23 protein-coding genes and 1 tRNA gene are annotated in these 18,839 nt (G+C 63.4%); 10 read left to right on the top strand and 14 right to left on the bottom strand.

Annotation, left to right across the window (positions count from 1 at the left end; genetic code table 11):
• Positions 1 to 55: 55 nt before the first annotated feature.
• The gene (locus ABL844_RS12260) at positions 56 to 655 is read right to left on the bottom strand and encodes a hypothetical protein (protein WP_418131410.1); all 600 of its coding nucleotides are present in this window, start codon (positions 653 to 655) and stop codon (positions 56 to 58) included.
• Positions 656 to 817: 162 nt separating this feature from the next.
• On the opposite strand from ABL844_RS12260, the gene ssb reads away from it, so the two are divergent.
• From ssb to ABL844_RS12225, 7 genes are all read left to right on the top strand, one after another.
• On the top strand, positions 818 to 1,369 hold the full coding sequence (ssb, locus tag ABL844_RS12255) for a single-stranded DNA-binding protein (RefSeq protein ID WP_418131409.1): 552 nt from the start codon (positions 818 to 820) through the stop codon (positions 1,367 to 1,369).
• A 96-nt stretch (positions 1,370 to 1,465) separates the two neighbouring features.
• The gene (locus tag ABL844_RS12250) at positions 1,466 to 1,711 is read left to right on the top strand and encodes a KTSC domain-containing protein (RefSeq protein WP_418131408.1); all 246 of its coding nucleotides are present in this window, start codon (positions 1,466 to 1,468) and stop codon (positions 1,709 to 1,711) included.
• Positions 1,708 to 2,730 carry a hypothetical protein gene (locus ABL844_RS12245; protein ID WP_418131407.1) on the top strand — a complete coding sequence of 341 codons (1,023 nt, stop codon included), beginning with the start codon at positions 1,708 to 1,710 and terminating at the stop codon, positions 2,728 to 2,730. The genes ABL844_RS12250 and ABL844_RS12245 overlap by 4 nt, the downstream gene beginning before the upstream one ends.
• Positions 2,731 to 2,732: 2 nt before the next feature.
• Positions 2,733 to 3,068, top strand: a complete 336-nt coding sequence (locus ABL844_RS12240; RefSeq protein WP_418131406.1) for a hypothetical protein — start codon at positions 2,733 to 2,735, stop codon at positions 3,066 to 3,068.
• Positions 3,065 to 3,301, top strand: a complete 237-nt coding sequence (locus tag ABL844_RS12235) for a hypothetical protein (RefSeq protein ID WP_418131405.1) — start codon at positions 3,065 to 3,067, stop codon at positions 3,299 to 3,301. The genes ABL844_RS12240 and ABL844_RS12235 overlap by 4 nt, the downstream gene beginning before the upstream one ends.
• Positions 3,298 to 3,522 (top strand): hypothetical protein, encoded by a 225-nt coding sequence (locus ABL844_RS12230; RefSeq protein ID WP_418131404.1) that lies wholly within the window; start codon positions 3,298 to 3,300, stop codon positions 3,520 to 3,522. Before ABL844_RS12235 ends, ABL844_RS12230 begins: the two co-directional genes overlap by 4 nt.
• A 28-nt stretch (positions 3,523 to 3,550) precedes the next feature.
• Positions 3,551 to 4,636, top strand: a complete 1,086-nt coding sequence (locus ABL844_RS12225) for a tyrosine-type recombinase/integrase (RefSeq protein ID WP_418131403.1) — start codon at positions 3,551 to 3,553, stop codon at positions 4,634 to 4,636.
• Positions 4,637 to 4,645: 9 nt separating this feature from the next.
• On the opposite strand, the gene ABL844_RS12220 is transcribed toward ABL844_RS12225, so the two are convergent.
• The 11 genes from ABL844_RS12220 to ABL844_RS12170 all read right to left on the bottom strand — a co-directional run bounded on the left by ABL844_RS12220 (position 4,646) and on the right by ABL844_RS12170 (position 14,159).
• Positions 4,646 to 5,395 (bottom strand): hypothetical protein, encoded by a 750-nt coding sequence (locus ABL844_RS12220; protein ID WP_418131402.1) that lies wholly within the window; start codon positions 5,393 to 5,395, stop codon positions 4,646 to 4,648.
• A gap of 160 nt (positions 5,396 to 5,555) precedes the next feature.
• Positions 5,556 to 5,632: transfer RNA gene (locus ABL844_RS12215), tRNA-Pro, on the bottom strand.
• 26 nt (positions 5,633 to 5,658) lie between these two features.
• Complete coding sequence (locus ABL844_RS12210; protein WP_184641898.1) at positions 5,659 to 6,117, bottom strand: MerR family transcriptional regulator; 459 nt, start codon at positions 6,115 to 6,117, stop codon at positions 5,659 to 5,661.
• Between the two features lie 65 nt (positions 6,118 to 6,182).
• The gene (locus ABL844_RS12205; RefSeq protein ID WP_126018443.1) at positions 6,183 to 6,554 is read right to left on the bottom strand and encodes an integration host factor subunit alpha; all 372 of its coding nucleotides are present in this window, start codon (positions 6,552 to 6,554) and stop codon (positions 6,183 to 6,185) included.
• Positions 6,555 to 6,559: 5 nt separating this feature from the next.
• A complete protein-coding gene (pheT, locus tag ABL844_RS12200) occupies positions 6,560 to 9,001 on the bottom strand; it encodes a phenylalanine--tRNA ligase subunit beta (RefSeq protein WP_418131401.1) in 2,442 nt (813 codons plus the stop codon).
• 44 nt (positions 9,002 to 9,045) lie between these two features.
• Positions 9,046 to 10,122 carry a phenylalanine--tRNA ligase subunit alpha gene (pheS, locus tag ABL844_RS12195; RefSeq protein WP_369658593.1) on the bottom strand — a complete coding sequence of 359 codons (1,077 nt, stop codon included), beginning with the start codon at positions 10,120 to 10,122 and terminating at the stop codon, positions 9,046 to 9,048.
• 112 nt (positions 10,123 to 10,234) lie between these two features.
• Entirely contained in the window at positions 10,235 to 10,594 is a 360-nt protein-coding gene (gene rplT / locus ABL844_RS12190; protein ID WP_007832499.1) for a 50S ribosomal protein L20, read from the bottom strand.
• A gap of 24 nt (positions 10,595 to 10,618) precedes the next feature.
• Positions 10,619 to 10,822, bottom strand: coding sequence for a 50S ribosomal protein L35 (gene rpmI / locus ABL844_RS12185; protein ID WP_007832497.1), 204 nt, complete (start codon positions 10,820 to 10,822; stop codon positions 10,619 to 10,621).
• Between the two features lie 165 nt (positions 10,823 to 10,987).
• Positions 10,988 to 11,617 carry a translation initiation factor IF-3 gene (infC, locus tag ABL844_RS12180; RefSeq protein WP_126018435.1) on the bottom strand — a complete coding sequence of 210 codons (630 nt, stop codon included), beginning with the start codon at positions 11,615 to 11,617 and terminating at the stop codon, positions 10,988 to 10,990.
• A 101-nt stretch (positions 11,618 to 11,718) separates the two neighbouring features.
• Positions 11,719 to 13,626, bottom strand: a complete 1,908-nt coding sequence (gene thrS, locus ABL844_RS12175) for a threonine--tRNA ligase (protein ID WP_418131400.1) — start codon at positions 13,624 to 13,626, stop codon at positions 11,719 to 11,721.
• Between the two features lie 221 nt (positions 13,627 to 13,847).
• Positions 13,848 to 14,159 carry a putative quinol monooxygenase gene (locus tag ABL844_RS12170; RefSeq protein WP_369658595.1) on the bottom strand — a complete coding sequence of 104 codons (312 nt, stop codon included), beginning with the start codon at positions 14,157 to 14,159 and terminating at the stop codon, positions 13,848 to 13,850.
• Positions 14,160 to 14,277: 118 nt separating this feature from the next.
• On the opposite strand from ABL844_RS12170, the gene ABL844_RS12165 reads away from it, so the two are divergent.
• Positions 14,278 to 15,240 carry a GlxA family transcriptional regulator gene (locus tag ABL844_RS12165; RefSeq protein WP_418131399.1) on the top strand — a complete coding sequence of 321 codons (963 nt, stop codon included), beginning with the start codon at positions 14,278 to 14,280 and terminating at the stop codon, positions 15,238 to 15,240.
• 73 nt (positions 15,241 to 15,313) lie between these two features.
• Here ABL844_RS12165 and aceA read toward each other — a convergent pair whose 3' ends face one another.
• Together aceA and ABL844_RS12155 are read right to left on the bottom strand one after the other, a co-directional pair.
• Positions 15,314 to 16,645: an isocitrate lyase gene (gene aceA / locus ABL844_RS12160; protein ID WP_019653316.1), complete on the bottom strand. Its 1,332-nt coding sequence runs from the start codon at positions 16,643 to 16,645 to the stop codon at positions 15,314 to 15,316.
• Positions 16,646 to 16,851: 206 nt separating this feature from the next.
• Entirely contained in the window at positions 16,852 to 17,265 is a 414-nt protein-coding gene (locus tag ABL844_RS12155; protein WP_418131398.1) for a gamma-glutamylcyclotransferase family protein, read from the bottom strand.
• Between the two features lie 44 nt (positions 17,266 to 17,309).
• On the opposite strand from ABL844_RS12155, the gene ABL844_RS12150 reads away from it, so the two are divergent.
• A complete protein-coding gene (locus ABL844_RS12150) occupies positions 17,310 to 18,245 on the top strand; it encodes a DMT family transporter (RefSeq protein WP_418131397.1) in 936 nt (311 codons plus the stop codon).
• 155 nt (positions 18,246 to 18,400) lie between these two features.
• Positions 18,401 to 18,838, top strand: coding sequence for an SWIB/MDM2 domain-containing protein (locus ABL844_RS12145; RefSeq protein ID WP_126018423.1), 438 nt, complete (start codon positions 18,401 to 18,403; stop codon positions 18,836 to 18,838).
• Position 18,839: the final 1 nt, after the last annotated feature.

Genomic DNA, 18,839 nt, shown 5'->3' with positions numbered 1-18,839 from the left:
CCCCCTGCCAACCCGGTCCCAATCGGTCCGACTGACATCTAGAGCTGACGTGCCGCTACTTGGTCACGGTCATCACATAGCTGGTGGAGCCTTGAAGATGCAGTTGCCATTCATCTCGCCCCATACGGGTCCAGATGTCCTTGAGCGCGGCGTCAATGCTTTCCGCAAGCTTCCGTGCTGTCTCTGGCTCAAGAAGCGGCTCCCAATCCTCAAGCACCAAATGCGCAGCAGCATCGATAGGGTGCACCCCCTCTGGTATTTCCAGAAGTGCGCTCTTATCCCGCTTTGCAGGACGCGGATGGGCCAACGCATCACGCGCTCGCATCACACGTTTAACGTCACTCCACGGAAGCTGCCCGTAGTTCACGCTGGCCCCGACCGATTTCCCGATCAGTTTGAACTTTTCGAGGACAGGCTTGCGCTCTACTCTGGCGCCGTCCTCGTTATCCCAATCATCGCCAAATATTCCAGGCCCCTCCGTTTGGCAGAAGCCCTCAACTGCAAAGGCCAACATGACCAGCGCTCCGAGGCCGGCCCAGTAACGACCAGGAACCGTTTCTGCATCACGGATTTCCCGGAGACATTTGGCGGCATGCCAAAGAACCGGGAAAGGCTTGAATTCCTTCTCGATCCGAACCTCACTCATCTGCGGCATCTCTGTCCCTCGTGCTTGGATAAACAAGTATGGACGAGCCGGTCAGCTCACGCATCGCCGAAACATGTCAGACGAGTCAGGCTAGTGATGTGACTTGACAATCCTACCGATAGTAGTATTATCGCGTTTCCAAAACCACCACGCTTTACACACAAAGGCTATATGGCAAGCGTTAACAAAGTAATCATCGTCGGCAACCTCGGGAAAGACCCCGAGGTCCGCACTTTCCCAAGCGGCGATCAAGTCGCCAACGTCAGCGTCGCAACGACCGACAAGTGGAAAGACAAGCAGAGCGGAGAGATGCGCGAAGCGACCGAATGGCATCGCATCGTCTTCAATGGCCGCTTGGCAGAGATCGCTGGACAGTACCTGCGCAAGGGCTCGCAGGTCTACGTCGAAGGCTCCCTCCGCACCCGCAAGTGGACCGACAAGGATGGCGTCGAGCGCTACTCGACGGAGATTCGCGCGGACAACATGCAGATGCTGGGCAACAAGCAACGCAGCCAGGACGACGGCTACGGTGAGCCGAGCGGCTACGGCGGCCAATCGCAAGGTGGCGGCTACTCCCGCAACGCCCCAGCGCAGCAGCCGAGCGGGCGCAACGGATATGCCGATGCACGAGGCCGCTCTCAGCCTCCGGCACAGCCGCAGCGACAAAAGGCTCCGCGAAGCAGCACTGGCTTCGATGACCTGGACGATGACATCCCGTTCTGACCACCATCGCTTCTCTCTCGTGAGCCTCCCGGCTCGGCTTTTCTTTGCCCATTCAACCTACTAATAGGAGTTTTTGTGAGCATTAAACCGCAACCGATGACCCCAGTCGTCCGCCCCCACATCCCCATCAACAAGGTCGAGTCTTCGATGATCGAAGGCTGCGGCTACGACGCCGCTCGCAAATGCTTGCGCGTCACGTTCAAGGGCGGGAAGAGCTACGACTATGAAGACGTACCGCCCGAACTGCACGCGAGCCTGCTGAAGGCCGAATCGGCGGGCAAGTTCATCAATGCCCACATCGCCCGTCGCTTCAAGACCCACAGGCTGGAGTCTTCGAAGTGAAGGCCACGCTCGAAATGCTGTGCGGTTTCACGGCGCCTCGGTCGCCGGCCGTCATCATGTCGTCGGTACGGATCACCCGTGATTGGGCCTATGCGACCGATGGCCCGAGTTCTATGCGCGTGCGCTGGGAAGGGCCTGACTGCGATATCGCGATCACCGCGCCGCAACTCCAGGCCGCGCTCGCGGGGATCGTCGACGACCAAGCCATAAAGCTCGTGTCCGGCGACGGCTTTGCCACGCTGCACGCCGGACGGCGCAAGCTCAAGCTCCGCACCGTGCCAATCGACGGTATGCCCGAGATCGAGGTCAAGGGCGAACTGGTGTTCAAGGAGGCAGGCCCCCTGGCGGACGCCCTGCAATACGCCCTCGTCACAGCATCGAAGAAGAACCTGGTGCGCCCGGAATACTGCGCGGTTCTGATCGACCAGACTGAGGAAGGAACGCACGTCGTCGGCCTTGATGGGTTCCGAGCCAACCTCGTGAAGGTCGACTCTGAGCCAGGGAAGTACCGGTCGCTCGTTCCTCGCGCGCTGGCAGACCGCCTTGTGAAGCTGGCGAAGCTCGGCGGCCAGATCGCGCTCACGGATGACCGGGTGGTGTTCCGCAAGGGCGACTCCGAGTTCATCGGTGTGCTGCAGCACGCTGGCAAGTTCCCGCCCTGGCAGCGGGTGATGCGCCCCGACGAGTCGAAGATGTTCAAGCTCGAAGGCTCGCAAGCGCCCATCCTCGCTGCGGCTCAGGACGCACAGCGCTTCGGCATCGACACGCTGATTCTTAGCCTGTCCAAGGCTGGGCTCAAGATCACCGGCTCTGCGAAGGGCGATGAGATCGAGCACGACATCGAGATCGATTACAGCGGTCCCGAGATCGAGTACGGGATTCACCCCGTCTACCTGGCTGACGCCATCACCTCCATGGGCGGTTGGCCGTCGATCTCCATCGCGCCACCAGCATCAGGTCTTCCCATGCTCATGAAGCTCGACGGCCGGACCGGCATCGTTCAAGGCAAGAGGGTCTGACCATGCTGGCGAAGCTGATCCACAAGAGCCGCCAGGATGCACACAGCCAGGGTCTTCAGCAAATGATCCTGGTCGAGCGCCACCTCTGCGAGCGCGAGATCGCCGAGACGGCGGCCCGCAATGTGAACGACCTCCTGCGCTACCTGGTGCCAGGCGTGCTGGAGGCCTACAACCTGCGCGCGGTCGAGACCTCCAAGACCATGGTCGCCTGGGAAGCCGACGACTGTGAGACCCCATTCTTTCCCGATGGCCCGGCCTCCATCAAGTTCGCGACGAACTTCGAGGGCCGCGTCGTCCGCATCACCGCCCCTATCTATTTCAAGGAAACGCAGCAATGAAGAACATGAAGCGCCACGCTGGTCGCCCTCGCACCGTCACCGATCCGAAGCTCCCGAAGGGAATCCGTGCCGTCGACGGCAAGCTCTACTGGCGCGGAACCGACGAGGCCACCCGAGCCATCGAAGATCGGCTTCGAGACGCCGGTATAAGCCGACGTTGCGGCAGCACCCCGACAGAGGCCCGGCGCTGGTATCGCGAGAACGTCGCGCCGCACCTGGACGCCCAGGCATGAAGTGCTCCGCATGCGAGAGCACCGACCAACAGGTGCTCTCTACTCGCCAATCCGCGGCGAAGGTGACGCGCCTGCGCCGCTGCTGCGCCTGCGGCCACAAATGGACGACCGTCGAAATGGCGGCCGACAACCTGACGCTTTTGGAAAAGGCCGCCAAGGCTTTGAAGCAGTTCGCCACGCTGGCAAAGGAGATCGAGGATGCCGCGCCCTCGCACGGTTAATAGAAAGATTCCAGACCTCCCTCGCGGAATGCGGAAGGTTCGCGAGAACGCCTGGTACTGGCGCGGCACCGATGTCTCGACGCGGGAGATCGAGAAGCGGCTGCGCGAGATGGGCGTCTCAATGCGCGCCGGCAAGACGCCTGTCGAAGCCCGGCGCTGGTGGGAGAAGAACGTCTCCCCCGCCCTGCTGGCTCTCGTGCCCACCGACGAGATCGTGGGGACGCTGGAGGAGATCATCCGGCAGTACGAGGCCGACGAGCTGCCCGGCTTCAAGCGCGAACTGACCAGGAAAGAGTACGAGGGCCGAATCCGCCGCATCCGTGCGGCCTTCAGCAAGATGCGATACGCGAAAACAGAGGCCGAGGCGATGATGCCCGGCTATCTCCGCGACATCACCATCACCCAGCACCTGCATGCGAACCGGAACAGGCCAGCATCTGCCAACAAGGACATCCAGGCCCTGTCGCGCATGTTCAGGCTGGCCCGGATACGCTGGGGCTTGACGACCTACAACCCCTGCGAGCAGATTGAGTACCTGCCCGAGTCCCCGCGCGACGAGTACGTCAGCGATACCCGGTACAGCACGATCTACGGCGCAGCCGGCCCAGTTCTGCAGTGCATGATGGAAATCGCCACCCAAACCGGTGCGCGCGAGGGCATGATTTTCGACATCCGCCTGGGCGACTTCAGTGACCAGCACATCGATTTGCGCGTCACCAAGAAGAAGAACGACCGCGGCTACGACACCAAGACCTACGTCATGACGGCGGACTTGAAGGCTGCCATCGACCGTGCCTTGGTGCTTCGTAAAAAGAATCGCGGAGGAGCCGCCAGCCTCCCGAGCGACTACCTGTTTATCACGAGGAACGGCACCCCCTACGACAAGGAATCGTTCAAGAGCCTCTGGCGCACGGTTCGGACGAAGCTGAAGCTGAAAGCCCGCGAGGTCACGTTCCACGACATGCGAGCGAAAGCGGCCTCGGATTCAGCCTCCGATGCTGCCGCCCAGGAACTGTTGCACCACGACGACGTGAAGGTCACGAAGAAGGTCTATCGGCGCAAGATTCCGACATCGACACCGCTGCCCTCTGCAATCGGCCGTCGAAGCAGTTGAACGTTAGGTCTAGGTCTTCGGCTCAGTCGAGTCAAAGACCCTTGACAAAGCACCACGAGGTTCAGGGAGCACTGGCTCATCAGTGAACAGCCGGGCCAGGGCACCTTGTTGCGGCGGAATTCCACGGAGCGCCGCGACAAGATTTGCGGATCGGGCTCGATCCATCATCGTCGTCCAGGCGCTCTTGACTCTCGATCCGTCTGTCAGAAAGAAGTTGTTGTCTCCCGAAGCCGCACGCATGGCACTCACTGATTCTTCCAGCGAAGCCCCGCTGAAAAGCCGATGGTAGAAGGCGATGAATGCCACAGCGGAGTCTGACCAATTCGCATCGGCGGCATTACCGATCAGGGCTCCGTAGGGGCGAGCGGGGTCTTCGTTGAGTGCCATGTTCATCGCCCAATGACCATGACAGGACGACATGCAGACAACCAACTCCCCCTCCAATCGTTCAATCAAGGGCTGAAGAGCGGTTCGGAGATCGCCCCAGGTAAGAAACTTGCCGTTGGTGAGCGCAACGCCCTCCTTGTTTCCATGCATGCTGAAATGGAGGATCGGCAGTCTCCCTTCCGATTTGGCGGATGCTTCCGCCAGCCTCTCCCCAAGACTTACCTCAAAGGAGTTCGGGGTAGTAACCAAGCTGTAGAAGTGCGGAATCTCGGCGAGCTTCAGCGCTGAGCAGAGCGCCTGCCCCTCACTCCTGCCGTCAAGCAAATCCGTATCGCGGGGCGACTCAATCACGTAGACAAACCAGCCAGCCATGCCAACCTCCTACTTCGGCGCATCCTAGCAGCCCCGACGTAGCAGCAAAATCCTACCGGCCACGAATACCGCGTTTGTCACAGACAGTGGTTGTTTGTCACACACAAAGAAAAACGGGTCAGGACTTGTGGTCCTAACCCGTTGATCTATCTAGCAAAAATGGTCGGTGTGAAAGGATTCGAACCTTCGACCCCTTGCACCCCATGCAAGTGCGCTACCAGGCTGCGCCACACACCGAAGCTCTCGATTATAGCCTTGGAAATTCAGCGCCCGACGGTCAGCAGCTCACGAATTTCAAATAGTTCGCGACGAAGGTGCAGCAGCTGCGAAAGATCGGCCGTCTGCACGGCTGCGGACGCGGGCGAATCCTCGACGATGGCGGCGTCGAACTCTTCCTGGTCGATCTCGATGGCCTCCACGCCTTCGAGCGGCACTTCGCCCGCCTTGCGGCGGTCGCGCTCGCCCTGCACCAGTTCCTGCAGCTTGTTGCGCGCGCCGCTGATCGTGAAGCCCTGGTCGTAGAGCAGATCGCGGATGCGGCGGATCATGAGCACCTCGTGGTGCTGGTAGTAGCGGCGGTTGCCGCGCCGCTTCATCGGGCGCAGCTGCGTGAACTCCTGCTCCCAATAACGCAGCACGTGCGGCTTGACGCCGCACAGCTCGCCGACCTCACCGATGGTGAAGTAGCGTTTGACGGGGATCGGAGGGAGCGTTTTCTCCATTGAAATCAAGACTGTGCGCGGGAAACCTCAGAGATTACTCTACGCGGCCGCGCAGCACCAAGCACTTATTCGGAGCCGAGGCTCCACTCGACTTCGGATGTCCCGCCCTGATCGATGCTTCCGTGAATCTGTTCCTTGAGCTTGGCGCTCGCATGGAACGTCGCCACGCGGCGCTCGCCGATCGGAATGGCTTCGCCGGTGCGCGGATTGCGCCCGGGCCGGGGCGCCTTCACGCGGATCTGGAAGTTGCCGAAGCCCGAGATCTTCACGTCCGTGCCTTCGATGAGGCTGTTGGCCACGAGCTCGAAGAAGGCTTCGACCATGTCCTTCGACTCACGCTTGTTCAGGCCGATCTGCTCGAACAGCAGGTCAGCGAGATGCGCCTTGGTGAGCGCAGGCGTTTCGAGAGCCTCGAGCGTGAATTCGGCTGCGTTCATTCTCATCACCCCCTCAAGCGGCCGCCGAGCTTGGCGCCCAGTTGTTCGACGATCGCGCGGACAGCGGGCTCGACCTGCTCGTCCGTCAGCGTGGCGCTGTCGCTCTGGAAGCTCAGGCGCACCGCCATGCTCTTCTCGCCCTGCGCCAGCGCGCCGGCCGCGGCCACCGCACCGTCGCGCAGCGGCTGCGGACGGTAGATGTCGAACAGCACGGCGTCGCGCAGCAGGCCCTTGGCCGCTGCGGTGGAGCGGATGGCCTGCATCAGCGCGTCGTGCGTGACCGCCTCGGCCACCACGACGGCGATGTCGCGCTCGACGGCCTGGTGCCTGGGCACCGGCTGCGCCACGGGCACGAGGCGCGCGGTGACGGCGTCGAGGTCGAGTTCGAACAGCACGGGCGCCTGCGAGAAATCCCACTTCTGGCGCCAGCGCGGATGCAGTTCGCCGACGAAGCCGACGGCCTTGCCGTCGACCAGCACGCGTGCCGAGCGGCCCGGGTGCAGGGCCGGATGTTCGGCCGCCTCGAAGACGGGCTGCAGCGGCGCGAGCAGCGCCTCGACGTCGCCTTTCACGTCGTAGAAGTCGATTCGCTCGGGCTTGCCGTCCCAGCGCGCCTCGTCGGCGTCGCCCCAAGCGAGGCCCGCCACGCGCATCGGCTGGCTCACGCCGCGCACGGTGCTGTCGGTGGTGACGACGCTGTCGTCGCGCATGAACACGCGCCCCAGTTCGAACACGCGCACGCGCGGCGCCTTGCGGTCGAGGTTGAACTTGAGCACCTGCAGCAGCGACCCCATCAGCGACGAGCGCATCACGCTCATCTGGCTGGCGATGGGGTTCAGCAGCTTCACAGGGTTGGCGTTGCCGGCCAGGTCCTGCTCCCAGTGCGCTTCGACGAAGCTGAAGTTGATCGTTTCCTGGTAACCCAGCGCGGCGATGCTGCGGCGAACCGCGAAGCGGCTGCGCTGCGCCTCGGGACGCACGCGCGCGGTGATGGGCGCGAGCGGCGCGGTGGTCGGCAGGTTGTTGAAGCCGATCAGGCGCGCGACCTCCTCGATCAGGTCTTCCTCGATCAGCAGGTCGAAGCGGTGCGGCGGCGGGGTCACGGTCAGCGTGCCTTCGCCTTCGGTGATGGCGAAGCCGAGGCGGTTCAGCGCCTCGGCGCACTGGGCCTGCGTCAGCGGCATGCCGATCACGCGCGAGGCGCGCGCCACGCGCAGCGTGACGGGCACGGCTTCGGGCACGCTCAGCGTCTGGTCGTCCATGCGGCCGGCCTGGCCGCCGCAGATCTCGGCGATCAGCTGCGTGATGCGCTCGATGATCTGGACGGTGCGGCTCGGATCGACGCCGCGCTCGTAGCGATGTCCCGCGTCGGTCGAGAAGTTGAAGCGGCGCGAACGCCCCTGCACGGCCTCGGGCCACCAGAAGGCGGCTTCGACGTAGATGTTGCGCGTGTCGTCGGACACCGAGGTGGCATCGCCGCCCATGATGCCGGCGAGCGACTCGACTTCGCGGTCGTCGGCGATCACGCCGACCTTGTCGTCGACGGTGATCGTGTTGCCATTGAGCAGCTTGAGCTGCTCGCCCGGCTTGCCCCAGCGCACCGTGAGGCCGCCATGGATCTTGTCGAGGTCGAAGATGTGGCTGGGCTGGCCGTACTCGAACATCACGTAGTTGGAGATGTCGACCAGCGGCGTCACGCTGCGCTGGCCGCAGCGCGCGAGGCGCTCGACCATCCAGGCCGGCGTCGCGACCTTGGTGTTCACGCCGCGCATGATGCGGCCCGAGAAGCGGCCGCAGAGCTCGGGCGCCTCGACCTTCACCGGCAGCACGTCGGCGAACGAGGTGGCGACCGGTGCGATCTCGGGCGCCTTGAGCGGCGCGCCCGTGAGCGCGGCCAGTTCGCGCGCCACGCCATAGACGCTGAGGCCGTGCGCCAGGTTGGGCGTGAGCTTCAGCGTGAGCAGCATGTCGTCGAGCTTGAGCACCTCGCGCACGTCGGCGCCGATGGGCGCGTCGGCGTCGAGCTCGAGCAGGCCGCCGTGGTCTTCACTCAACTGCAGTTCGCGCGCCGAGCACAGCATGCCCTGGCTTTCCACGCCGCGCAGCTTGCCGAGCTTGATGAGGAAGGGCTTGCCGTCCTCACCCGGCGGCAGTTCGGCGCCGACCAGCGCGCACGGCACCTTGATGCCGACGCGCGCATTCGGCGCGCCGCACACGATGTTCAGCAGGGCACCCTGCCCCGCATCGACCTGGCACACGCGCAGGCGATCGGCATTCGGGTGCTGCACGGCTTCCTTGATTTCGCCGACCACGATGCGCGTGAAAGGCGGCGCCACCGGACGGCGCTCTTCCACCTCGAAGCCGCCCATGGTGAGCGTTTCGGCCAGTGCGGCGCTGTCGATGGGCGGGTTGCAGAACTCGCGCAGCCAGGATTCCGGGAATTGCATCTCTTCGATCTCGATCTGGTTTTTCTGTGATGGGGTGCTGCTGCTTACTGGAACTGCGAGAGAAAACGCAGGTCGCCGTCGAAGAAGAGGCGCAGGTCGTTCACGCCGTAGCGCAGCATCGTGAGCCGGTCGGGGCCCATGCCAAAGGCGAAGCCGATGTAGCGCTCGGGGTCGAGGCCCATGTTGCGCACCACGTTCGGATGCACCTGGCCAGAGCCCGACACCTCCAGCCAGCGGCCGGCCAGCGGGCCGCTCGCGAACTGGATGTCGATCTCGGCGCTCGGCTCGGTGAACGGGAAGAAGCTCGGGCGAAAGCGCAGCACGAGGTCGTCGCGCTCGAAGAAGGTGCGGCAGAAGTCGGTGAAGACGACCTTAAGGTCCTTGAAGCTCACGTTCTCGCCGAGCCACAGGCCTTCGCACTGGTGGAACATGGGCGAGTGGGTGGCGTCGCTGTCCACGCGGTAGGTGCGGCCCGGCGCGATCACGCGGATCTCGGGCGCCTTCACGGTGCCTGTGGTGTCGGCCGCGGCCGCGGCGAACTCTGCGGCGTACTTCTTGATGTGCTGATGCGCATAGCGCACCTGCATCGGGCTGGTGTGCGGGCGCAGGTTGTAGGGGATGCCGTCGTCGCCGTTCAGGTCGACGTAGAAAGTGTCCTGCATCGAACGCGCGGGATGGTTCGGCGGGTTGTTGAGCGAGGTGAAGCTGTGCCAGTCGCTCTCGATCTCGGGGCCGTCGGCCACGTCGAAGCCCATGCTCGAGAAGATTTCCTCGATGCGCTCCAGGGTGCGGCTCACGGGGTGGAGGCCGCCCGAAATGCGGCGGCGGCCGGGCAGGCTCACGTCGAGCGCCTCGGCACGAAGTTGCAGAGAGAGCTCCTCGTCGGCCAGTTGCTGGCGGCGCTCGGTCAGCGCGGCTTCGATGGCTTGCTTGGCGACGTTGATGGCGGCGCCGCGGGACTTCTTCTCTTCGACACTCAGCGCGGCCATGCCCTTCATCAGCTCGGTGATGCGGCCCGACTTGCCGAGGAACTGGGCCTTGGCGTTTTCAAGCTCGGCGGGTGTCTTCGCTTCGGCGAAGGCGGCACGTGCGGTGTCGACCAGGGAGTCCAACTCGTTCATAGCAACAAAAATCTTCGAGGGGAAATAAAAAAGAGCTGGAGCCTTTTCAAGCGCCAGCCCTTGAGCCGTGGGCGCAGGAAGCTGCCCGAAGGCAGCGCCCCGCTGTGCAGAATCAAGCAGCCAGCTTGGCCTTGACCTGCTCCACGATGCCGGCAAAAGCGGCCTTGTCGTGCACGGCGATGTCCGCAAGCATCTTGCGGTCGATCTCGATACCGGCCTTGCGGATGCCGTTGGCGAACTGGCTGTAGGTCAGGCCCAGTTCACGCGAGGCGGCGTTGATACGCGCAATCCACAGCTGACGGAACACGCGCTTCTTGGTACGGCGGTCACGGTAGGCGTATTGGCCTGCCTTCATCACCGCCTGTTTGGCGACGCGGAAGACATTGCCGCGGCGACCGCGGAAACCCTTGGCGAGTGCGAGAACTTTCTTGTGGCGGGCGCGAGCCGTTACACCACGTTTGACGCGAGGCATGTGTGTACTCCTTGTTCGTCTGAGTTAGATGCCACGGCCGGGCAGCATGGCGGCGACAGAAACCATGTTGGTTTCATGCACTGCGACTGCACCACGCAGGTGACGCTTGTTCTTGGTGGTCTTCTTCGTCAGGATGTGACGCTTGAAGGCTTGACCGCGCTTGACGGTGCCACCGGGACGAACGCGGAAACGTTTTTTCGCGCTGCTCTTGGTCTTCATTTTGGGCATGTGAATGCTCCTTTAGTTTGTGCTCGTGAGGCGCCATGGATGCTCCACGGACTTGTTGGCCCCGAGACACTTCTTCATCCCGCCCTCGCCTGCATTTCTTTCGAAATGCGGGCAATGGCGAAATCCCTTCAAAACCTCTCTAACGCGGCTCCAGCCTTCGGCCCGTCAGGCCGCAGCGGGCGTCGCTGCCGGAGCGGCGCCGGCATCGGCTGCCGGCTTCTGCTGCCCACCGCCGCCGGGCTTCTTGCGGCCCGGCGCGATCATCATGATCATCTGCCGGCCTTCGAGCTTCGGAAACTGCTCGACGATGATCGAGTCGCCCAGCTCGTCACGGATGCGCTGCAGCAGGGCCAGGCCGAGTTCCTGGTGCGTGATCTCGCGGCCGCGGAAGCGAAGCGTGATCTTGCACTTGTCACCCTCATCAAGAAAGCGCCGGATGTTGCGCATCTTGATGTTGTAGTCGCCATCGTCGGTACCGGGCCGGAACTTGATTTCCTTGACCTCGATGACCTTCTGCTTCGACTTCGCCTCGGCCGCCTTCTTCTGCTCGTGGTACTTGAACTTGCCGTACTCGATCAGGCGGCACACGGGCGGGTTGGCCGCCGCGACGACCTCTACCAGGTCCACGTCCTGCTCACCGGCAAGGCGTAGAGCCTCTGCAAGACTCACGACACCCAATTGCTCGTTATCCGGGCCGATCAGGCGGACTTCCGGGGCCATGATTTCCCGGTTCAGGCGGTGTTGGCGTTCCTCGCGGTGGCGGCGGTCGCGGAATGCAGTAGCGATGGTCAGAATCCTTCAAAATTTGCTACAAAATCTGTAGCGAACGCCGCTCAGCCCTCGCGGACAAGCGGCACGATTTGGCAGGGAAACATGTGGGGTGTTTCGAGGACAAATCAACGCTTGTCGGCAACATCCTGAACGAGCCGCTGCATGAACGATTCGAGGGACATTGCACCGAGGTCTTGATTGCCCCGGGCGCGCACTGCGACGGCACCTGCTTCCTTTTCCTTGTCGCCCACGACAACGATGTAAGGGAGCTTTTGCAACGAATGCTTCCGTATTTTATACGTAATCTTTTCGTTGTGCAGGTCGAGCTGGACCCTAAGCCCTTGATTTTGCAGCGTTTTCGCAACTTCAGCAGCGTAATCCGCCTGCCCTTCGCTGATATTCAGCACCGCAACCTGCACCGGCGCGAGCCATGCGGGCATTGCGCCGGAGTGGTGTTCGATCAGCATGCCAATGAAGCGCTCCAGGCTGCCGACGATGGCGCGATGCAGCATCACGGGGTGCGCGCGACCGCTCGATTCCGTCACGTATTCGCCGCCAAGACGCTCGGCCGTGTTGAAGTCGACCTGCATCGTGCCGCACTGCCACTGGCGGCCGATGGCATCGCGCAGCGTGTATTCGATCTTCGGGCCGTAGAAGGCTCCATCGCCCGGCGCGATGACGAAGTCGACGCCCGACCGGCGCAGCGACTCCATCACCGCATGCTCGGCCTTGTCCCACAGCTCATCGGAACCGACGCGGTTCTCCGGACGCGTCGCGACCTTGTAGAGGATGTCCGTGAAGCCGAAGTCGGCATAGACCTTCTGCAGTTGGGCCGTGTAGGCGATGCATTCGTCGAGGATCTGGTCTTCCGTGCAGAAGATGTGGCCGTCGTCCTGCGTGAAGCCGCGCACGCGCATGATGCCGTGCAGCGCGCCGCTGGGCTCGTTGCGGTGGCACTGGCCGAACTCGCCGTAGCGCAGCGGCAGGTCGCGGTAGCTGCGCAGGTCGCTCTTGAAGATGAGCACGTGGCCCGGGCAGTTCATCGGCTTGAGCGCGTACTCGCGCTTTTCCGACTCCGTCGTGAACATGTTGTCGCGGTAGTTCTGCCAGTGGCCCGTTTTCTCCCACAGGCTCTTGTCGAGGATCTGCGGCCCTTTCACTTCCCAGTAGCCCGTGTCGCGGTAGATGGCACGCATGTACTGCTCCACCGCCTGCCAGATCGCCCAGCCCTTCGGATGCCAGAACACCACGCCCGGCGCCACTTCGTCGATGTGGAACAGGTCGAGCTCCTTGCCGAGCCGGCGGTGGTCGCGCTTCTCGGCTTCCTCGATGCGCTGGATGTACTGGTCGAGCTGCTTCTTGTCGGCCCAGGCCGTGCCGTAGATGCGCTGCAGCTGCTCGTTCTTGGCGTCGCCGCGCCAGTAGGCGCCGGCCAGCTTCGTGAGCTTGAAGACCTTCAGGAAGCGCGTGTTCGGCACGTGCGGGCCGCGGCACATGTCGACGTATTCCTGGTGGTAGTACAGGCCCATGGCCTGCTCGTCGGGCATGTCCTCGACCAGGCGCAGCTTGTAGTCCTCGCCGCGCGACTTGAAGACCTCGATGACCTCGGCGCGCGGCGTCATCTTCTTGATCACGTCGTAGTCCTGCGCGATCAGCTCGCGCATGCGCGCCTCGATGGCGGCCATGTCCTCGGGCGTGAACGGGCGCTCGTAGGCGATGTCGTAGTAGAAGCCCTCGTCGATCACGGGCCCGATCACCATCTTGGCCGTCGGGTAGAGCTGCTTCACCGCGTGGCCGACCAGGTGGGCCGTCGAGTGGCGGATGATCTCCAGGCCCTCTTCGTCCTTGGGCGTGATGATCTGCAGCTTCGCGTCATGGTCGATGACGTCGCTGGCATCGACGAGCCGGCCGTCGACCTTGCCGGCCACCGTCATCTTGGCCAGGCCGGGGCCGATGGACTGGGCGACTTCGGCCACCGAGACCGGGCCAGGGAACTCGCGGCGCGAGTTGTCGGGGAGCGTGATCTGGATCATTTTGGGAAAACGTCGGTGAGAAAAACAAAAAAGCGCGGTGGATGACCGCGCTTTGCTTGGCTGTGTAGCTGGCGAAAACCAGCGAGCGCGGGGCTACCGGCCTTTTCCTTCGGTGAAGAAAAAGCCGCCGAAACCTTGCCGGGTAGTTCGCGGTGTCATAACCAAGGTGCCTTTCTCGCTCTTGTTGGAGTGCAGAGCCGGCAATTCTAGCCGCTGCCCGCTCAGGACGCGGCCGCAGTGTTCTTCAGTCCCAACACTTCGATCGGTTCGATCGACGGCGGCGCGGCAAACAGCTCAGGGGCCTTCGCCATCAGCGCCTGGGCGATCGGACCGGTCAGGTGGGCCTGGCGGGCGGCCTCGTTCTCGAAAGCATCGAACACGCCGAAGGTGGTCGGCGACAGGCGCAGCGCAAACCAGATCGGCGTGGTCTTCTCGTCACGGGCCATCCCAAGGCCGGCCTCCAGGAACTTCTCGACATCGCTTTCCTTGCCAGGCTTGGCTTCGAGGCGGGCGAACAGTGCGTACTTGATCATGGGTCAATCTCCTGAGTGTTGAACGGCGCGCGACATTGCGCGGCGTTGGCATGAACTCTAGGCAGCCGCAGCCTCTGTAGCCATTGGCGCTTTTGACATCTTTGATATCGTTATGGCCATGAAACTCGACATACTCGCCCTGGATGGCGTGTTCGACACCGGCCTGTCCACCGTGCTCGATGTATTCACCACCGCCAACGAACTCACAGCCATGCTGCAGCTCGACGTGGCGCCGTTCGAAGTCGTGGTGACGGGTGTCCGCAAGCGCGTGCGGACCTCGCAGGGCTTCGCCGTGCCGGTCGCCCGCGCGCTCGGCGCCGGCACGGCCGACTGGCTGATCGTTCCCGCGCTGGGCTGCAAGATGCCCGAAACGCTGGAGCCCGCCCTAGCCCGCCCCGACGTGCGCGACGCCTGCGCCGCACTGCGCGAACGCTCGGATCGAGGCGCCAACGTGGCCGCCGCCTGCATCGGCACCTTCGTGCTCGCCGAGTCGGGCGTGCTCGACCGGCACAAGGCGACCACGACCTGGTGGCTCGCCACGCTGTTCCGCCAGCGCTACCCCGGCGTGCAACTGGAAGACTCGCGCATGCTGGTCAGCTCGGGCCATCTGGTCACCGCCGGCGCCGCACTGAGCCATGTCGACCTGGCACTATGGATCGTCCGCCAGGCCAGCCCCGAACTCGCCACGCTGGTGGCGCGCTACCTGATCGTCGACTCGCGCCCGTCGCAATCGGCCTACGTGATCTCCGACCATCTCTCGCACTCCGATCCGCTGGTCGAGCGCTTCGAGCGCTGGGCGCGCGACCGGCTGGCCGAGGGCTTCTCGCTCGACGAAGCGGCCCTGGCCGCGGGAACAAGCAAGCGCACGCTGGCCCGACGCATGCAGCAGGTGCTGGGCAAGAGCCCGCTCTCGTACGTGCAGGACCTGCGTGTCGAGCGCGCCGTGCACCTGCTCAAGACCAGCGACAAGAGCCTGGAGCAGATCGCCGGCATGGTCGGCTATGCCGACGGCGTCACGCTGCGTACCCTGCTGCGCCAGCGGCTGGGACGCGGCGTACGCGAAGTGCGGCTCGAGGCCTGATCTCGCTGCAGCGGAAACAAAAAAGCCCGGCACGAGGCCGGGCTGAAAGTGACAGCGAAAACTGTCCGTCGGATCAGTGGAACTGTTCTTCCTCGGTCGAACCCGACAGCGCCTTCACGCTGGACGAACCGCCCTGGATCACGGTGGTCACGTCGTCGAAGTAACCAGCGCCCACTTCCTGCTGGTGCGACACGAAGGTGTAGCCCTTGTCGCGTGCGGCGAACTCGGGTTCCTGGACCATGTTCACGTAGTGCTTCATGCCTTCGCCGCGAGCGTATGCATGGGCGAACTGGAAGGTGTTGAACCAGTTGACGTGGATGCCGGCCAGCGTGATGAACTGGTACTTGTAGCCCAGCGCCGACAGGTCTTCCTGGAACGAGGCGATCTGCTTGTCGTCGAGGTTCTTCTTCCAGTTGAAGGAAGGCGAGCAGTTGTACGACAGCAGCTTGCCCGGGCAGGCGGCGTGCACGGCTTGGGCGAATTCGCGGGCGAAGCCGATGTCGGGCACGCCGGTCTCGCACCACACCAGGTCGGCGTAGGGGGCGTAGGCCACGCCGCGGCTGATGGCTTGCTCCAGGCCGTTCTTGACGCGGAAGAAACCTTCCTGCGTACGTTCGCCGGTCAGGAACGGCTTGTCGTTGGCGTCGTGGTCGGACGTGATCAGGTTCGCGGCTTCGGCATCGGTGCGGGCCAGGACGATGGTCGGCACGCCCAGCACGTCGGCGGCGAAGCGCGCGGCGATCAGCTTTTCGCAGGCTTCCTGCGTCGGCACCAGCACCTTGCCGCCCATGTGGCCGCACTTCTTCACGGCGGCCAGCTGGTCTTCGAAGTGCACGCCGGCGGCACCGGCGGTGATCATGTTCTTCATCAGTTCGAAGGCGTTGAGCACGCCGCCGAAACCGGCCTCCGCGTCGGCCACGATGGGCAGGAAGTAGTCGATGAATTCCTTGTCGCCCGGGTTGATGCCACGGCCCCACTGGATCTCATCGGCACGGCGGAAGGTGTTGTTGATGCGACGGACCATCGTCGGCACCGAGTCGTAGGCATACAGCGACTGGTCGGGGTACATCGTCTCGGAGGTATTGCCGTCGGCGGCGACCTGCCAGCCCGACAGGTACACGGCCTCGAGGCCGGCCTTGGCCTGCTGCATCGCCTGGCCGGCGGAGATCGCGCCGAAGGCGTTCACATAGCCCTTCTTGGCCCCGCCGTTGATCTTGTCCCAGAGCTTCTCGGCACCGCGCTTGGCCAGCGTGTGCTCGATGGGGAACGAACCGCGCAGGCGCACGACGTCGGCCGCGCTGTAGCCGCGCTTGACGCCCTTCCAGCGGGGGTCGGTGGCCCATTCTTTCTCGAGTGCGGCGATCTGCTGTTCGCGGCTCAGTTGTTCTGTGAGGGTCTGGGGCATGGTCACTCCGTGAGGTTGATTGAAGGATTGGCGCTGCGGCCGTGGAGTTACTGTAACTCCGTTGCGGACTCTTATGTCTTATAGAAGACATATTTTCGCACTAATAAAATCAATGACTTACGGAGATATTTCTCAATGCAGAATCATTTTTCCCATATCGAGAAAAAATATTGCGGCGCAGCAGGCGCGCATTCCGTAATGCGCAATCAATCTTTCGGTTGTGAAAATGCGGCGTCGCTGCGTGCCGCATGGGCGATCCAGTCGCCGCTTTCGATCACTTCGAGCCCTGCGATGCGCGTCGGGTGGATCTCATAGACCAGGCAATCGAACCACTGCCCGTTCACCTCCACGCGCACCTGCCGCTTGATGTACTCGCCGGAATCGTCGTCCGCCACTTCCTCCAGCACGTCGAGCGCCGCTTCCACCGCGGGCTCGATGGCGTAGACCTCGCCCTTAACCCGCCTTTCACCACCGAGCACGATGCCCGGATAGGCGCCCAAATCGAGCAGCGTGCCGGCGATGCACGCCTGGCCGATGAACCTCGGCGCGGGCCGGTAGCGCGCGATGTCGTTGCGTCCGCCGCTGCGCAGCGTGCCGTAGACAAAAACGTGGGGCATCATCGAAAGCGCGCTCCTTCAGCAACAACAACACTCCACCCAGTCTATTGAACTCCGCTGCCCCCGCATCAGGCCGTCTCGTGGCCTATGGCTGCCTGGCCCTGAGCATGTCGCTCGTCGGCGGCTACGTCGCCCTCTCCAAACCCCTCGTCGCGGCCTTTCCGGTGCTGCTGCTCGCCTGGCTGCGCTTCGGCATTGCGGCACTGGCCATGCCGCACTGGCTCAAGCGCTCGCTGGACGAACCGCCGATGACCACGCGCACGCGCTGGCTGGTGTTCCTCGAGTCCTTCCTCGGCAACTTCCTGTTCTCGATCTGCATGCTCTTCGGCGTGAGCCTGACGAGCGCGGTATCGGCGGGCGTGATCATGGCTTCGATCCCGGCGTGCGTCGCCGTCGCGAGCTGGCTATTCCTGCGCGAGCGCATCACGGTGCGCATCGGCCTGGCCATCGCCTGCGCGGCAATCGGCATCGGACTGCTGGCGCTGTCGCCTTCGGCATCGCATGCGCCGGCTTCCACCGCGGCCGCATCTGCGTCGACGTCGATGCCTTGGCTCGGCAATCTGCTCGTCTTCTGCGCGGTGCTCTGCGAGACGGCCTATGCGGTGATCGGCAAGTCGCTCACCGGGCGCCTCGGGCCCAAGCGCATCGCTTCGCTCATCAACCTCTGGGGCTTCGTGCTGTCGATGCCCTTCGGCATCTGGTTCGCGCTGCAGTTCGACTTCACCGCCGTGCGCTTCGGCACCTGGGCACTGCTCGTGGCCTACGCACTGGCCGCGAGCATCTGGACGGTGTGGCTCTGGATGACCGGACTTCGCCACGTACCAGCCGCACAAGCGGGTGTTTTCGCCGTGCTGCTGCCTGTGAGCGCGGCCCTCGTAGGCGTGCTCGTGCTCGGCGAAAGCCTCTCTTCCCCACAGCTGGTTGCGTTCGTCGTTGCGCTCATCGGCGTGGTGCTTGCAACGTGGCCTGGGCGCCGAACGTGAAAAACGGGGCTTCTCCCCTCTGAAAAAACAACAACTCCCAATGAAAAAAGCGCTTTTTCCCTTGGAAACGCGTTTTTTCTCATTTAGCATCCGCAGTGCCACTGGAGACGCAAGTTTTTCATTGGTGAGTGTTCAACCAAAAAAGGAAATCAACCATGGCAACTGCAAAGAAGGCTCCGGCCAAGAAAGCTCCGGCAAAGAAGGCCGCTCCTGCAAAGAAGGCGGCTCCGGCGAAGAAGGCCGCTCCGGCCAAGAAGGCGGCTCCTGCGAAGAAGGCCGCACCGGCGAAGAAGGCGGCTCCCGCCAAGAAGGCCCCCGCGAAGAAGGCAGCTCCCGCCAAGAAGCGCACGCCCAACGCCGCGTTCATGAAGGCACTGACCCCCAGCCCGGCACTGGCCGCCGTCGTCGGCTCCACGCCGCTGCCGCGCACCGCTGTCGTGAGCAAGCTGTGGGACTACATCAAGAAGAACAACCTTCAGGACAAGGCCAACAAGCGCAACATCAACGCCGACGCCAAGCTGAAGGAAATCTTCGGCAAGCCGCAAGTGTCGATGTTCGAACTGGCAGCGCTGATCGGCAAGCACGTCAAGTAAG

The organism is Variovorax sp. 278MFTsu5.1 (assembly GCF_048305045.1).
Lineage (GTDB): Bacteria > Pseudomonadota > Gammaproteobacteria > Burkholderiales > Burkholderiaceae_C > Variovorax > Variovorax guangxiensis.
The sequence above is the reverse complement of the archived record's forward strand: the minus strand, read 5'-3'. Positions and strand labels throughout refer to the sequence as shown.

Bases quoted from the DNA above. Each gene is read 5' to 3' on its own strand.
- ABL844_RS12260 (WP_418131410.1), bottom strand. From the start codon at position 655: ATGCCGCAGATGAGTGAGGTTCGGATCGAGAAGGAATTCAAGCCTTTC.
- ssb (WP_418131409.1), top strand. From the start codon at position 818: ATGGCAAGCGTTAACAAAGTAATCATCGTCGGCAACCTCGGGAAAGAC.
- ABL844_RS12250 (WP_418131408.1), top strand. From the start codon at position 1,466: ATGACCCCAGTCGTCCGCCCCCACATCCCCATCAACAAGGTCGAGTCT.
- ABL844_RS12240 (WP_418131406.1), top strand. From the start codon at position 2,733: ATGCTGGCGAAGCTGATCCACAAGAGCCGCCAGGATGCACACAGCCAG.
- ABL844_RS12235 (WP_418131405.1), top strand. From the start codon at position 3,065: ATGAAGAACATGAAGCGCCACGCTGGTCGCCCTCGCACCGTCACCGAT.
- ABL844_RS12230 (WP_418131404.1), top strand. From the start codon at position 3,298: ATGAAGTGCTCCGCATGCGAGAGCACCGACCAACAGGTGCTCTCTACT.
- ABL844_RS12225 (WP_418131403.1), top strand. From the start codon at position 3,551: ATGCGGAAGGTTCGCGAGAACGCCTGGTACTGGCGCGGCACCGATGTC.
- ABL844_RS12220 (WP_418131402.1), bottom strand. From the start codon at position 5,395: ATGGCTGGCTGGTTTGTCTACGTGATTGAGTCGCCCCGCGATACGGAT.
- ABL844_RS12210 (WP_184641898.1), bottom strand. From the start codon at position 6,117: ATGGAGAAAACGCTCCCTCCGATCCCCGTCAAACGCTACTTCACCATC.
- ABL844_RS12205 (WP_126018443.1), bottom strand. From the start codon at position 6,554: ATGAACGCAGCCGAATTCACGCTCGAGGCTCTCGAAACGCCTGCGCTC.
- pheT (WP_418131401.1), bottom strand. From the start codon at position 9,001: ATGCAATTCCCGGAATCCTGGCTGCGCGAGTTCTGCAACCCGCCCATC.
- pheS (WP_369658593.1), bottom strand. From the start codon at position 10,122: ATGAACGAGTTGGACTCCCTGGTCGACACCGCACGTGCCGCCTTCGCC.
- rplT (WP_007832499.1), bottom strand. From the start codon at position 10,594: ATGCCTCGCGTCAAACGTGGTGTAACGGCTCGCGCCCGCCACAAGAAA.
- rpmI (WP_007832497.1), bottom strand. From the start codon at position 10,822: ATGCCCAAAATGAAGACCAAGAGCAGCGCGAAAAAACGTTTCCGCGTT.
- thrS (WP_418131400.1), bottom strand. From the start codon at position 13,626: ATGATCCAGATCACGCTCCCCGACAACTCGCGCCGCGAGTTCCCTGGC.
- ABL844_RS12170 (WP_369658595.1), bottom strand. From the start codon at position 14,159: ATGATCAAGTACGCACTGTTCGCCCGCCTCGAAGCCAAGCCTGGCAAG.
- ABL844_RS12165 (WP_418131399.1), top strand. From the start codon at position 14,278: ATGAAACTCGACATACTCGCCCTGGATGGCGTGTTCGACACCGGCCTG.
- aceA (WP_019653316.1), bottom strand. From the start codon at position 16,645: ATGCCCCAGACCCTCACAGAACAACTGAGCCGCGAACAGCAGATCGCC.
- ABL844_RS12155 (WP_418131398.1), bottom strand. From the start codon at position 17,265: ATGATGCCCCACGTTTTTGTCTACGGCACGCTGCGCAGCGGCGGACGC.
- ABL844_RS12145 (WP_126018423.1), top strand. From the start codon at position 18,401: ATGGCAACTGCAAAGAAGGCTCCGGCCAAGAAAGCTCCGGCAAAGAAG.